Origin of the sequence: Streptomyces sp. UNOB3_S3, assembly GCF_020740895.1 — a bacterium.
Classification (GTDB): Bacteria; Actinomycetota; Actinomycetes; order Streptomycetales; family Streptomycetaceae; genus Streptomyces.
On sequence record NZ_JAILXP010000186.1, the window covers coordinates 1 to 13,731 of the forward strand.

Consider the following 13,731-nt stretch of genomic DNA (forward strand, 5'->3'; position numbering starts at 1 on the left):
CTGGGGGCGAGGGGGCGGCGTGAGCGGAGTTCCTTGGCGAGGAGCTTGCGCCGGTAGTCGCGGGGCATGTCGGCGTAGCGCCAGGATTCCTCGCCGAGGCGGTCGAAGAGCTGGCCGAGGGTGTGGTGGTGGGCGTCGGCGTGTTCGCGGACGTCCAGGGTGGCGAGGTGGAGGCCGAAGGCGGCCAGGGTGCGGATCGCGCGCTCCAGGCGGCCGTCGGCGATGAGGCCGCCGCGGTGGACGCGGAGGGAGTCCTGGATGAGCTGGAGGTCGGCGAGGAGGTCGCCGGCGCCGAGGTAGTCGCGGCCTTCCTGGTGGGGGGTGCCCTTGGCGAGTCGTTCGCGGGTGTTGACGAGCTTCTGCCGGACGCAGGTGGCCTTGAGGCGGTAGGGCTCCTCGGCGTTCAGCCGCTTGTAGCGGGGGCTGATCTCGGGGAGTGCTTCGAGGTCGCGCTGGAGGGAGGTGAGGAGTTCCTCGGTGGCGCCGCTGTTGCGGATGGAGTTGGACAGGGCGCTGCGGAGGCCGTCGACGAGTTCGAGGGCGTCGGTGATGCCGTGCTCGTGTTGCAGTATCAGCACGTCCCAGGTGACCTGGGGGGTGACGTTGGGGTTGCCGTCGCGGTCGCCGCCGATCCAGGTGCCGAAGGTCAGGGGGCGGGTGCCGGCGGGGAGGTCGACGCCGACGCGGTCGAGTTCGGCGGCGAGGTCCTCCAGGACGTCGCCGACGGCGTCGGCGTGGAGCTCGTCGAGGTAGTAGATGGCGTTGCGGGCCTCGTCGGTGGGCTCGGGGCGGGCGACGCGCAGTTCGTCGGTCTGCCAGAGCAGGTCGATGTTCTCGGCGAGGCGGAGGTCGGTGCGGCGCTTGTCGCCGGTGCCGGTGGCGGGGGTGTCGAGGAGCTCGGCGATGCGGCGGAGCTTGTTGAGGACGCTGCGGCGGGCGGCCTCGGTGGGGTGGGCGGTGAAGACGGGGCGGACACCGAGGTTCTCGACGGTCTGGCGGAGGTGCTCGGGGTCGGCTTCCTTGAGCTGGTCGGCGGTGCGGGCGAGGATCGAGCCCTCGGCGTCGCGCTTGGCGCGCAGCTCGCGGCCGCGGTGGACCTGCTCGGTGACGTTGGCCAGGTGGAAGTAGGTGGAGAAGGCGCGGACGAGCTTGGCGGCGGTCTCCGGGTCGGTGCGCGCCAGGAGTGCGGCGGCGGCCTCGCCGTCGGTGCGGGTCAGCGCTCGTACGCGTTCCACCAGATCGAGGAGCTCTTCACCCTCCTGGCGGACCAGGGTTTCCCCGAGGAGATCGCCGAGGCGGCGGATGTCGGCGCGAAGGGCGGCGTTGGTCTGGTCGGCACTGCTCACAGGTGCTGCTCCTTGCAGAGTTTCCGGCACTTCTGGAGGGGTGGCGGACCGCGCTGTCCGACGGCAACAGCATAGGTCGCCGCCCGACGCGCGGTTGCCCGTGGCCCTCTTGCTCACGCGCCCGGCCCTGCCATACTTACGAGGCCGTAGGTTACGGAACCGTAGGAACCGTGACCAAGATCCGACCCCCATGAGGGAACCCATGACTGCAAGCCCCGACGTGCTCGAAGACGCGCCGAAGGCCCAGGAGACCCCGCTCCCCTCCGCCACGCTGGGCGGGGAGCAACGCCGGTCGATCGAGCAGATCACCCTGCTGCTGTTCATCGTCGTTCCGTTCGTCGCCCTGCTCGCCGCCGTCCCGCTCGCCTGGGGCTGGGGGGTGAGCTGGCTGGATCTGGGGCTGCTGGTGGCGATGTACTACATCGGTTGCCACGGCATCACGATCGGCTACCACCGGTACTTCACCCATGGTTCGTTCAAGGCCAAGCGGCCGCTGCGGATCGTGCTGGCGGTCATGGGCTCGCTGGCGGTCGAGGGCCCGGTGGTCCGCTGGGTCGCGGACCACCGCAAGCACCACAAGTTCTCCGACGCCGAGGGCGACCCCCACTCGCCCTGGCGCTACGGCGAGTCCGTGCCGGCCCTGCTGAAGGGGCTGTGGTGGGCCCACGTCGGCTGGATGTTCGACCAGGAGCAGACGCCGCAGCAGAAGTACGCGCCGGATCTGATCAAGGACCCCGACATTCGCGCGGTCTCGCGGCAGTTCGTGCTGTGGACGGTGGTCTCACTGCTGGTGCCCCCGCTGGTGGGCGGGCTGGTGACCTGGTCGTGGCAGGGCGCGGTGACGGCGTTCTTCTGGGGTTCGCTGGTGCGGGTGGCGCTGCTGCACCATGTGACGTGGTCGATCAATTCGATCTGTCACGCGGTGGGCAAGCGTCCGTTCAAGTCGCGGGACCGCTCCGGGAACGTGTGGTGGCTGGCCGTGCTGTCGTGCGGCGAGTCCTGGCACAACCTCCACCACGCCGACCCGACGTCGGCGCGGCACGGTGTACTGAAGGGGCAGCTGGACTCCAGCGCCCGTATCATCCGCTGGTTCGAGCGGGCGGGCTGGGCGTACGACGTGCGCTGGCCGAACGCGGGCCGGATCGAGTCCCGGCGGGCGGCCGGGGAGAAACGGGATAAGGAGGATGCCGCGCACGCGGCATGATTGACAGCGTGGCGATCGACAGCAACACCAGTGACAAGGACCTGCCCGCTGCCCCCGGGAGCCGGCGCAGCCGGCCCCGCCGTGTGCGGATGACCGGTGCGGAGCGCCGTGAGCAGCTGCTGGACATCGGTCGCACGCTCTTCGCCGAGCGGGGCTTCGAGGGGACGTCGGTGGAGGAGATCGCGGCGAAGGCCGGGGTCTCCAAGCCGGTGGTCTACGAGCACTTCGGCGGCAAGGAGGGGCTGTACGCGGTCGTCGTGGACCGGGAGATGCGGCGGCTCCTCGACATGGTCACGGGCGCGCTGACGGCGGGCCACCCGCGGGAGCTGCTGGAGCAGGCGGCCTTCGCCCTCCTGGACTACATCGAGAAGTCCACGGACGGCTTCCGGATCCTGGTGCGGGATTCGCCGGTGGCGCAGTCGACGGGCACGTTCGCGTCGCTGATCAGCGATATCGCCACGCAGGTCGAGGACATCCTGGGCCTGGAGTTCAAGGCCCGGGGCTTCGACCCGAAGCTGGCGCCGCTGTACGCGCAGGCGCTGGTGGGCATGGTCGCCCTCACGGGCCAGTGGTGGCTGGACGTGCGGAAGCCGCGCAAGGCGGAGGTGGCGGCGCACCTGGTGAACCTGGCGTGGCACGGGCTGGACGGGCTGGAGCCGAAGCCGCGGCTGGTGGGCCACCGCAAGTCCTGACCGGCCGGGCCGGTCCCCCCTCGGGGGCGAGCGCCGGCCGGTTCGGCACCGCCGGGCTCCCCGGCGGTGGGTTGCCCGCCGTCGCGGCGGAGGAGGCCCCGGTCCCGCCCTTTCACCGTTTCCCGGGGCTGCCGCCCCGGACCCCTCGCCCCTCAGGGGGGCTGGGGGCTTCGCCCCCAGGAAACGGGCTCATTCCCGGCGGTGCCAGGCCGCCGGCCTCAGGCGAACCCCCGCTTCCGGGCCACCACGAAGATCCGCCGGAAGGGGAACGTGCCGCCGGGGGCGAGGCCGGCCAGCCAGGCCGGGAAGGCCCGTACGTGGTCCGGCACCCATTGGAGCGCGGCGTTGGAGACGATCAGGTCGTAGCGCTCGCCACCCGGCTCCGGCGTCCAGTCGGCCAGGTCCGCGTGGGCGAAGTCGAGGCGGCCGCCGCCGGGGGTCGGGCCGGCGTGGGCGGCGGCCTCGGCGAGCATCGGGGCGGAGTTGTCGTAGCCGGTGATGCGGGCGTCCGGCCAGCGGTCGGCGAGCAGCACCGTGACATTGCCGGCGCCGCAGCCGAGGTCGGCGATCCGGGCAGGACGACCCGGCGGCTCCGGTACGCGGGCGAGCAGTTCATGGAAGGGCCGGGTCCGGTGCCCGGCGTGGCGGAGGTACTGGCCGGGGTCCCAGTCGGGAGCGTGGCGCCCCATGAGACCTATCTTGACATCAAGAGACTTCATGTCGACAGACCTACTACACTGATCCCATGGAGGACGAGGTCGATCGGCTGGTCGCGGCGTGGCGTCGAGAGCGCCCCGATCTCGACGTGGAACCACTCGAAGTGCTCAGTCGCGTCTCCAGACTCGCCCGGCACCTCGACCGGGCGCGCCGGATCGCCTTCGCCGAGCATGAGCTCGAGCCCTGGGAGTTCGACGTCCTGACCGCCCTGCGCCGCGCCGGGGACCCCTATCAGCTCTCCCCCGGGCAGCTGCTGACACAGACTCTGGTCACCTCGGGCACCATGACCAACCGTATCGACCGGCTCGCCAAGAAGGGCCTGGTCCAGCGGGAGCCGGACCCCAGCGACCGGCGCGGGGTGCTCGTCCGGCTGACCGCCGAGGGGCGGGACCGCGCGGATCAGGCGCTCGCCGGGCTGCTCGCCCAGGAGCGCGCGATCCTCGCCGAGCTGTCCACCGGGCAGCGCGGGGAACTGGCCGGGCTGCTACGCCAGTTGACCGCCCCGTTCGACAACGTCCCCGGCTAGGTCCACCGGGCCCACCCCGGCCCGGCGGGCCAGCGCGACGGCGGCCAGGGTGGAGTGCACCCCGAGCTTGCCGAGCACGTTCTGCATATGCGTGCGGACGGTGTGCGGGGAGAGGTAGAGCCGCTCGGCGACGGCCTTGCGGCCCAGCCCGGCGACCATGCAGCGCAGCACCTCGCGCTCACGCGGGGTCAGCGACTCCACCAGCCGCTCGCTCTCCGTGCGGTGCTTGCGCGCGGCCGTCAGCTCGCGCAGCACGCCCGTCAGCAGGGCGGGCGGCAGATGCGTCTCGTCGCGCAGCACTCCTCGTATCACCGACAGCAGGCGCGAGAGCGAGCAGTCCTTGGCCACCCAGCCGCCGGCCCCCGCCTGGAGCGCGGCGGCCGCCCGCCGTGGATCGTCGCGCTCGGCCAGCACGACCGTCCGCACCCCCGGATGGCCCGAGCGGACCCTCGCCACCAGCGAGATCCCGTCCACCGCGCCCTCGCCCGGCCCCGAGCCGTCCTGGCCCGGGCCGCGGGACTGCGCGGGCACGTGCGCGACGTCCGGACCCACCGTGCCGAGGTCGGCATCGATCAGCAGCACGTCGAAACGCCGCCCTTCGCCCGCCGCGCGCTCCAGTGCGCGCAGCGCCGCCGGCCCACTGCCGGCCGCCGAGACGTCCACGTCCTGCTCCGCCGCGAGGGCGGCGGCGAGCGACTCGGCGAAGATGCGGTGGTCGTCGACCACCAATACCCGAATACGTGCCACAACCACCCCCATGTCCCGGTAGGCGGAGGCAGTGCGGGTACGGCGCCCGAACCCGGGGCCGCCACGCGCGCACGGCCGCCGCCGTGCCCTGACAACCACCCCGCCCCGGGCGTCGTACCTGCCTGTCTCGCCCCCTGATCAGCGCCGGCCCCCACCGGCACTGTGCATCAGCGTACGGCCGGGGTCCGGCGACGGAAGGCGATTGGCAAAACTGCTTGACCCGGGTGTTTATCGTGAGCTTTATGTTCAGTATTGAGGCGGTGAACGACTCGGAACGACGCGATGTGGTCCTCACGCGACTCCGCGCGACCAATACCGAACGTTCGTCCATCATGCGGACGTTGCGTGGCACACCCCTCGAAAGCCGCGTCCCCGTGGAGGTCTACGCGACCGGCCCGGACGGCGGACTCGCGGGCGGTCTCGTCGGGCACGTCAAGTGGGGCTGGCTCCATCTCGACCTCCTCTGGGTCGACGAGCGCCACCGCGGCGCGGGACTCGGCGGCGCGCTCACGGCGCGTGCGGAGGACGTGGCGCGCGAGGCCCACGGGGCCGTGGGCAGCCAGGTGGAGACCTGGGACTTCCAGGCGCCGGGCTTCTACCGGAAGGTGGGCTACGAGGAGGTGGCGGCGGTCGAGGACTATCCGCCGGGGATGACGAACCATCTGCTGATCAAGCGGTTCCCGCCGGTCTCCGGGGCCTGAGCGCTCCGCTGGAAGTCCGTAACATCATCTGCGGGTGCGTCGTGGCCGGTCGCGCAGTTCCCCGCGCCCCTTCGGGGCGCTACCGAACCGCACCGGACTTCACCAAGCCCGCTCAGAGCCCGCGGCAGGCCCTAAAGCTCGCGCCGGGCGCCCTCGCCCGCCGTCACCGGGACGACGCGCGGCGCGGTGTGCCCGGCGGTGGCGAAGGCCTCCGTCACGGCCCGTTCCACCGCGCCGGCCGCCGCCTCGCCCGCGAGGACGAGGGCCGAGCCGCCGAAGCCCCCGCCCGTCATCCGCGCGCCCAGCGCACCCGCCCCGTTCGCCGCGGCGACCACCAGGTCCAGCTCCGGGCAGGAGACGGCGAAGTCGTCCCGCAGGGACGCGTGCCCGGCCGTCAGCAGCGGCCCGGCGGCGCGCGGGTCGCCCGCGTCGAGAAGCGCGGCCACGGCCCGTACCCGCTCGTTCTCGGAGACGACGTGCCGCACCAGCGCGCCCGCCCCGGGCACGGCCCGCAGCTCCCGTACCGCGTCGTCGAGTTCCTCGTACGGGACGTCACGCAGGGCGCGTAGCCCCAGTGCGCGCGCCGCCGCCTCGCACCCCGCGCGCCGCCGGGCGTATTCGCCCTCCCCCAGGTCGTGTTTGACGCGCGTGTCGACGACCAACAGGCGCAGGCCGTGCGCCGCCAGGTCGAAGGTGATGTGCCGCCGGGTGAGATCGCGGGTGTCGAGGTGGAGGACGTGGCCGGCCACGCAGCACGCCGAGGCGGTCTGGTCCATGATCCCGCAGGGGACGCCGGCGAAGACGTTCTCGGCCCGCCGCGCCAGCCGGGCCAGCTCCGGGCGGGCGAGCCCGAGCCCGTACAGCCCGTCGAGGGCGCAGGCGGTGGCGATCTCCAGGGCGGCGGAGGACGAGAGCCCCGCCCCCACCGGCACCTCGCTCTCCACGTGGAGGTCCGCGCCCGCCACGGCGTGCCCCGCCTCGCGCAGCGCCCACAGGACGCCCGCCGGGTACGCCGCCCAGCCCCGCACCGCGCCCGGCCGCAGCGCGTCCGGCGTCACGGTCACGACGCCGCCCGGCATGTCCGCCGAGTGCAGCCGCAGCCGTCCGTCGGCGCGGGCGCGGGCCGCCACCCGGGTGCTCCGGGGCAGGGCGAGCGGCATCACGAAGCCGTCGTTGACGTCGGTGTACTCGCCGATGAGGTTGACCCGGCCGGGCGCCGCCCAGACGCCCTCGCAGCCGGTGCCGTACACGGCCCGGAAGGCGGCCGCCGCCCGCCCGGCGGTCAAGGGCGCTCCCGGGCGGCGCCGTGCCGGGCGAAGTCCCAGGCGTCCTCGACGATCCCGGCCAGCTCGGCGCGGCGCGGCCGCCAGCCGAGCAGCCGGTGCGCCCGTTCGGCGGAGGCGACGAGCACGGCGGGGTCGCCCGGCCGGCGCGGGCCGGGGACCTCGGGGACGGGGTGCCCGGTGACCTTGCGGACGGTCTCGACGACCTCGCGGACGGAGAAGCCGCGCCCGTTGCCGAGGTTGCAGATCAGGTGCTCGCCGGGGCGGGCGGCGCCGAGGGCCAGGAGGTGGGCCTCGGCGAGGTCGGCGACGTGGATGTAGTCGCGGACGCACGTCCCGTCGGGGGTCGGGTAGTCCTCGCCGTGGACGGAGACCGCCTCCCGCTCCCCCAGCGCGACCTGGAGGACGAGCGGGATCAGATGGGACTCGGGCGCGTGCCGCTCGCCGTGGCGCCCGTACGCCCCCGCCACGTTGAAGTAGCGCAGGGAGACGGCGGCCAGTCCGTGGGCCGCGCACTCCCCGGCGATCATGTGGTCGACGGCGAGCTTGGTGGCGCCGTAGGGGTTGGTGGGGACGGTGGGGGCGTCCTCGGTGATCGGGACGGTGGCCGGTTCGCCGTAGGTGGCGGCGGTGGAGGAGAAGACGAGGGTGCGCACGCCCGCGTCCCGCATGGCGGTGAGCAGTTCGAGGGTGCCGCCGACGTTGTTGCGCCAGTAGGCGTCCGGGCGGGCCACGGACTCCCCCACCTGCGAGAACGCGGCGAAGTGGAGCACGGCGTCGTGACCGGCGACCAGCTCGTGGGCCGCCTCCTGCACCCTGCCCCTAATGAAGCGGGCCCCCTCGGGGACGGCGTCGCGGTGGCCGGTGGAGAGGTCGTCGAGGACGGTCACCTCGTGACCGGCGACCAGCAGATGCGCGGCCACGACGCTGCCGACATAGCCGGCACCGCCCGTGACCAGGTACGTTCCGCCGCCTCCACCGCTCATGCGCTCGCTACCTCCCGTAGCCGTCCGGCCGCGGCCTCCGGCCGCACGTCGTTGATGAACACGTTCATGCCTGCCTCCGAACCGGCGACGAACTTCAGCTTTCCGGGAGCCCGGCGGCTGGTGAAGAGCTCGAGGTGGAGCGCGAATTCACTCCTGTGGGGGTGCCGGAAAGGTGCCTGGTGCCAGCCGGAGACATAGGGCGTCGGCGGCTGGCCGGGGCCGAAGATCCGGTCGAAGCGCCGCAGGAGCTCCAGATAGACCCGGGGGAACTCGGCGCGGGCCGCGTCGTCGAGGGACGGCAGGTCGGGCACCCGGCGGCGGGGGTGGAGCCGGATCTCGTACGGCCAGCGGGCGGCGTACGGCACGAAGGCGAGCCAGTGCTCGCCTTCGAGGACGATCCGGCGGCCGTCGGCCAGCTCGTCGGCGACGACGTCGTCGAAGAGGTTCCGGCCACCCGCGCCGGCCATGCCCGTGCGCTCGCGGTGGGCGGTGGCGGAGGCGAGCATGCGCGCGGTGCGCGGGGTGACGAAGGGGTAGGCGTAGATCTGGCCGTGGGGGTGGCCGAGGGTGACGCCGATCTCGTGGCCGCGGTTCTCGAAGCAGTAGACCTGCTCGACGGCGGGGAGCAGGGCGAGTTCGGCGGTGCGGTCGGTCCAGGCGGCGAGGACGAGCGCGGCGCGGTCCTCGTCGAGGCCGGCGAAGGAGGCGTCGTGGTCGTCGGTGAAGCAGACGACCTCGCAGCGGCCGGAGTCGCCGGAGAGGGCGGGGAAGCGGTTCTCGAAGACGGCCACCTCGTAGGCGGGGGCGGGGATTTCGGTGTGCCGTCCGTCGCGCGAGGGGCACAGCGGGCAGTCGTCGGCGGCCGGGTGGAGGGGGCGGCCCTGGCGCTGGGCGGCGATGGCGACGCCTTCGCCGGCGAGCGGGTCGTAGCGGATCTCGCTCGCCCCGTACGGGGGTTGGAGCGGGCGCCGGTCGGCGGTGTCGCGCACGGTGTCGTCGCGGGAGTCGAAGTAGAGCAGTTCCCGGCCGTCGGCGAGCCGGGTCGCCGTCTTCTTCATACGACCTCTCCTCACACACCTTCACACATAACCGCACACAAGGAATCATGACCCGACAGCACGGTCAACAGCGCCCGAGCGACCGAGAGGTGAAGCATGCGCTATTCGGCCGAGAGCCTGCGGCTCCCCGTCAACGGGCTCGACTACGCCATCCTGGCGATCTACTTCGCGGTGGTCCTGGGCATCGGCGTCGCCGCGCGCCGTTCGGTCCGCACCAGCCTGGACTTCTTCCTCTCCGGCCGGTCCCTGCCCGCCTGGATCACCGGGCTCGCCTTCGTCGCCGCCAATCTCGGCGCCACCGAGATCCTGGGCATGGCCGCCAACGGCGCGCAGTACGGCGTGTACACCGTCCACTGGTACTGGATCGGCGCGATACCGGCCATGGTCTTCCTGGGCCTGGTGATGATGCCGTTCTACTACGGGTCGAAGGTCGGCTCGGTGCCCGAGTTCCTGCTGCGGCGCTTCGGGCCCGCCTCCCACCTCCTCTCCTCCGTGATCTTCGCGGTGTCGTCGGTGCTGATCGCGGGCGTCAACCTCTACGCGCTGGCACTCGTGCTGCGGGCGCTGCTCGGCTGGCCGCAGGGCGTCGCGATCGTCGTCGCGGGCTTCTTCGTCCTGGCCTACATCACGCTCGGCGGGCTGCCCTCGGCGGTCTACAACGAGGTACTCCAGTTCTTTGTGATCCTGGCGGCGCTGGTGCCGCTGACGGTCGTCGGCCTCAAGCGCGTGGGCGGCCCGGGCGGGCTGCGGGACGCGGTCTCCGCCGCGCACGGCGAGAACTTCCTGAGCGCCTGGGGCGGCACGGGCATCGGCCACGCCAATCCGCTGGGCGCCAACTGGCTGACCATCGTGCTCGGCCTGGGCTTCGTGATGAGCTTCGGCTACTGGACGACGAACTTCGCCGAGGTGCAGCGGGCGCTGTCCGCGAAGGACCTGGGCGCGGCGCGGCGGACGCCGCTGATCGCTGCCTTCCCCAAGCTGCTGGTCCCGCTGGTGGTGGTCGTGCCGGGGCTGATCGCCCTGGTGCTGGAGCCGTCCCTGGGCCGGGCCGGCAGCGGGCTGAGCTACAACGACGCCATCCCCGTGCTGATGCGCGACCTGCTGCCCAACGGCATGCTGGGCATCGCGGTGACGGGCCTGCTCGCGGCGTTCATGGCGGGCATGGCCGCCAATGTGTCGTCCTTCAACACGGTCTTCACCAGCGACATCTGGCGGGCGTACGTGCGGCCGGGCCGCGCCGACGCGTACTACCTGGCCACCGGTCGGGTGGTGACGGCGGCCGGGGTGCTCGCGGGGATGGGCACGGCGTTCATCGCCTCGTCCTTCTCCAACATCATGAACTACCTCCAGACGCTGTTCTCGTTCTTCAACGTGCCGCTCTTCGCGGTCTTCGTCATCGGGATGTTCTGGAAGCGGGCCACGGCCGCGGCGGGCTTCTGGGGGCTGCTGTCGGGCACGGCGGCCGCGATGGTCAACTACTTCTGGCTGTACCGGCAGGGGGTCATCGGCATCCCCACCGACCAGGGCGCCAACTTCGTCTCGTCCATCGTGGCGTTCGCCGTCGCGGCGCTGGTGATGCTCGCGGTGTCGCTGTTCACCGCGCCGAGGCCCGCCGGCGCGCTGACGGGGCTGGTGTACGGGACGGCGGAAGCGCCCGCCGCGGGTGGGACCGTCTGGTGGCGCAGGCCCGCACCGCTCGGCTGGGGCGCCGTGCTCCTGGCCGCCGTCTGCTACGTCCCCTTCTCGCTGTAGGAGCGAAGCATGAAGAGCGCCTTCGACATACGGCGGGTCATCGGCGGCCTGTTCACCCTCTACGGGCTGCTGCTCACCGTCGCCGGGGCGGCCGCCTCCGACGCGGACCTGCGCAAGGCCCAGGGGGTGAACATCAACCTCTGGGCCGGTCTCGGCATGCTCGCGCTCGGCGGCTTCTTCCTCTGGCTCAGCCGCCGCCCGGCTGACCCGGCACCCCCCGGGGAGGCACCGGCGGACGGGGCGGACTGACCACCGGCGCGGGGGCGGCCGCCGAGCCGCCCGTGGCGCGGTCCAGCAGGCCCGTACGGGCGGCCAGGGCGGCCGCCTCCAGCCGCGAGCCCACCCCGAGCTTCATCAGGACGCGCTGGACGTGGGTGCGGGCCGTGCTGGGCGCTATCCCCATGCCGGCGGCGATCAGCCGGGTGTCCTCGCCCTCGGCGACCCGCACCAGGACCTCGACCTCGCGCGGGGTGAGCAGCTGGAGCAGCCGGGCGCCCTCGTCGTCGGGCTGGGTGGCGGGGTTGAGGAGCTCGGTGAAGGCGCCCTGGAGCAGCTGGGGCTCCACGGCGGCCTCGCCCGCGCGGGCCTTCATCATCGCCCGCTCGACGCCCTCGATGCGCTCGTTGTGCCGGACGTAGCCGGAGGCGCCGGCGGCGAAGGCGGAGGCGATGCCCATGGGGCTCGGCACGGGGCCGAGCACGACGACGGCGACCTGGGGCCGCTCCCGTTTGATCCGGACGACTGGGTCGAAGGCGCCCGGCTCGGCCGGGGACGCCGTGCCCAGCAGGCACACCTCGGGGGCGCGGCTGATCACCAGATCGGCCGCGCCGGCGCTGGGCGCGGCCGCGGCCAGCACCCGGTGCCCGCGCAACTTCAGTGCCGAGGCGAGGGCCTCGGCCAGCAGACGGTGGTCGTCGACCACCATGAGCCGCACGCCCATTGAGCTTCCCCCCTGTCGCCCGCTGCCGCCCACTGCCGCTCGCGCACGTCTCCCCGGCACCCTCTTGCCCGGGAAGCTACACGCTTGTTCGACGTTCCGCGCCCCTTACCGGTGAGAAGTCCCCCGGAATGCCGAAATCCCTGCCAATCACGTGTACTTCGCGACTGAAACGGATCGTTCAGGCATGCACACGCGGCGGGCAGGGATACGGCTGGAGTGCTCGTCAAGCGATCAGTATCAACTACCGCCGAAAATCATCACCAGATACTGCTTCCCGAAACTCACCGAGCTGGGCTTGTTGGCGAAACTGCCGCCCAGGTACAGCCGGCCCTGGGACCAGAGGACCGGCTGGATGGTCGGCGAGAGCGTGCGCTCGCTCTGCGCCGACGCGGCCGGATTCTTCAGCAGGACATCGGTCTTGAACGACTTCGGATCGATCCGGACCACCTGGCCACCTGCCTTGTAGGTCGGATCCTGATAACCGATGGGGTAACCGTCCTTGTCGACGCCCAGCGGGGTCAGAGTGGATCCCGGGACGCCATCGGCCTTGCCCCTGGACTGGCCGGTGGCCAGGTCGAAGCCGACGATCTCGTTGACGCGGCCGACCTGCTGGGCGTTGCCGCTGGAGTGCTCCTCGGAGGGCAGGTAGAGGGTGTCCTTGGTGACGGCGAGTTTCGTGCAGCCCTCGACGTTGGTCGACGGGCACTTCGGCGTGAACCCGCCGTTGCCCGTGGAGACCTTGGAGCGCAGCTTGCCGTCGGTGGCGCTGTCGTCGACGGCCAGGAAGTCGGAGGCGCCGCTTCCCTTGTCGCCGCCCGCGTCGACCGCGATGACCAGCGGGTCGGTGGACGCGATGTGCACCCACTGGATGCCGGCGGGGACCTTGTAGACCGACTTGGGCGCGCCCGACGCCGGGTCGAGGGTCTGCACCTGCATCTGCGGGCGCGCGTAGTCGCCGCAGCGGCGGACCGCGACGAGCTTGGAGCCGCCGCCGTAGCCGTCGTCCCGGCAGTCGTCGCCCGGCTTGGGCTTCCACAGCTCCTTGCCGCCGTCCAGCGACCAGGCGACACCGCCCGACGTACCGCCCGCGGCGACGGTGCCGCCGCCGATGGTGACCTCGCTGAAGCGGATGTCCTGGTCGCCGCTCTTGGCGGACTTCTGCCAGAGCTTCTTGCCGTTGTTCAGGTCGAGGGCGACGACCTGGGTGCACTGGGCGTTGTTGGCCTTGCCGTCCTTGACGACCAGGGCCGTCCTGCCGTCGGCCGTGGTCCGCTGGGACGGCCAGCAGATCTCGCCGTCGAGCGGGATCTCCCACTGCTTGCCGCCGGAGAGGCCATAGCCGACGATCTTGTAGATGTCGGCCTTGGCGAAGACCTTGTCCGTCGCCCACAGGCCCTTGACGCTGATGAGGTCGTCGGCCTTGGGCTGGTCGACGGTGAAGAGCAGCTTACCCTCGATGGTCTTGGGGGCCTGGCCGCCGCCCTGGGCCTGGCCGCCCTGGGTACCGGCACTGGAGCCCGCCTCGGTCTTCTTGTCGTCGTCACCACCGCCCTTGGTGGCGAACCAGACTCCGCCGGCGGCGACGACCAGCACCGCGGCCACCGCGCCGGCGATGAGCGCCATGCGCTTCTTGGGCCCGTTGCCGCCGGGGGCTCCGGTGGGCGCGCCGGCGGGGAACTGCGCGGTGGGCCCGTACCCGCCGTACTGCGGCTGCCCGGGGACGCCGGGGGCGCCCGGGTAGCCGTAACCGCCGGGGGCGCCGGGGGCGCCCCCGGCGGT

Annotated in this window: 13 protein-coding genes and 1 pseudogene; 6 read left to right on the forward strand and 8 right to left on the reverse strand. The window is 72.5% G+C overall.

What is annotated here, in order from left to right; translation table 11 throughout:
- The coding region (locus K6I33_RS20385) for a phosphoenolpyruvate carboxylase (RefSeq protein WP_229354707.1) at positions 1-1,346 on the reverse strand (1,346 nt) is incomplete at its 3' end.
- 202 nt (positions 1,347-1,548) lie between these two features.
- On the opposite strand from K6I33_RS20385, the gene K6I33_RS20390 reads away from it, so the two are divergent.
- Both K6I33_RS20390 and K6I33_RS20395 read left to right on the forward strand, forming a co-directional pair.
- The gene (locus K6I33_RS20390) at positions 1,549-2,550 is read left to right on the forward strand and encodes a fatty acid desaturase (protein WP_229354709.1); all 1,002 of its coding nucleotides are present in this window, start codon (positions 1,549-1,551) and stop codon (positions 2,548-2,550) included.
- Entirely contained in the window at positions 2,547-3,242 is a 696-nt protein-coding gene (locus tag K6I33_RS20395) for a TetR/AcrR family transcriptional regulator (RefSeq protein ID WP_229354711.1), read from the forward strand. The genes K6I33_RS20390 and K6I33_RS20395 overlap by 4 nt, the downstream gene beginning before the upstream one ends.
- Positions 3,243-3,499: 257 nt before the next feature.
- Here K6I33_RS20395 and K6I33_RS20400 read toward each other — a convergent pair.
- Positions 3,500-3,931: pseudogene (locus K6I33_RS20400) on the reverse strand (methyltransferase domain-containing protein); the annotation flags it as partial.
- Positions 3,932-3,987: 56 nt separating this feature from the next.
- On the opposite strand from K6I33_RS20400, the gene K6I33_RS20405 reads away from it, so the two are divergent.
- Entirely contained in the window at positions 3,988-4,485 is a 498-nt protein-coding gene (locus K6I33_RS20405; protein ID WP_229354713.1) for a MarR family winged helix-turn-helix transcriptional regulator, read from the forward strand.
- On the opposite strand, the gene K6I33_RS20410 is transcribed toward K6I33_RS20405, so the two are convergent.
- Entirely contained in the window at positions 4,444-5,232 is a 789-nt protein-coding gene (locus K6I33_RS20410; RefSeq protein WP_229354716.1) for a response regulator transcription factor, read from the reverse strand. The two genes, K6I33_RS20405 and K6I33_RS20410, sit on opposite strands and share 42 nt — an antisense overlap.
- Positions 5,233-5,564: 332 nt before the next feature.
- On the opposite strand from K6I33_RS20410, the gene K6I33_RS20415 reads away from it, so the two are divergent.
- Positions 5,565-5,933: a GNAT family N-acetyltransferase gene (locus tag K6I33_RS20415; RefSeq protein WP_308297243.1), complete on the forward strand. Its 369-nt coding sequence runs from the start codon at positions 5,565-5,567 to the stop codon at positions 5,931-5,933.
- A gap of 131 nt (positions 5,934-6,064) precedes the next feature.
- On the opposite strand, the gene galK is transcribed toward K6I33_RS20415, so the two are convergent.
- Genes galK through galT form a run of 3 tightly spaced genes read right to left on the reverse strand, consistent with a single transcriptional unit; the run spans position 6,065 to position 9,260 of the window.
- Entirely contained in the window at positions 6,065-7,219 is a 1,155-nt protein-coding gene (gene galK / locus K6I33_RS20420) for a galactokinase (protein ID WP_229354720.1), read from the reverse strand.
- The gene (gene galE / locus K6I33_RS20425; RefSeq protein WP_229354722.1) at positions 7,216-8,202 is read right to left on the reverse strand and encodes a UDP-glucose 4-epimerase GalE; all 987 of its coding nucleotides are present in this window, start codon (positions 8,200-8,202) and stop codon (positions 7,216-7,218) included. The genes galK and galE overlap by 4 nt, the downstream gene beginning before the upstream one ends.
- Complete coding sequence (gene galT, locus K6I33_RS20430) at positions 8,199-9,260, reverse strand: galactose-1-phosphate uridylyltransferase (RefSeq protein ID WP_229354724.1); 1,062 nt, start codon at positions 9,258-9,260, stop codon at positions 8,199-8,201. The genes galE and galT overlap by 4 nt, the downstream gene beginning before the upstream one ends.
- Before the next feature lie 96 nt (positions 9,261-9,356).
- On the opposite strand from galT, the gene K6I33_RS20435 reads away from it, so the two are divergent.
- Positions 9,357-11,012: a sodium:solute symporter family protein gene (locus tag K6I33_RS20435; RefSeq protein ID WP_229354733.1), complete on the forward strand. Its 1,656-nt coding sequence runs from the start codon at positions 9,357-9,359 to the stop codon at positions 11,010-11,012.
- Between the two features lie 9 nt (positions 11,013-11,021).
- Positions 11,022-11,261, forward strand: a complete 240-nt coding sequence (locus K6I33_RS20440) for a hypothetical protein (RefSeq protein WP_229354735.1) — start codon at positions 11,022-11,024, stop codon at positions 11,259-11,261.
- Here the strand turns inward: K6I33_RS20440 and K6I33_RS20445 are convergent.
- On the reverse strand, positions 11,200-11,952 hold the full coding sequence (locus K6I33_RS20445) for a response regulator transcription factor (protein ID WP_229354737.1): 753 nt from the start codon (positions 11,950-11,952) through the stop codon (positions 11,200-11,202). The two genes, K6I33_RS20440 and K6I33_RS20445, sit on opposite strands and share 62 nt — an antisense overlap.
- Before the next feature lie 237 nt (positions 11,953-12,189).
- A partial coding sequence (locus tag K6I33_RS20450) for a PQQ-binding-like beta-propeller repeat protein (RefSeq protein ID WP_229354746.1) occupies positions 12,190-13,731 on the reverse strand: 1,542 nt, incomplete at its 5' end.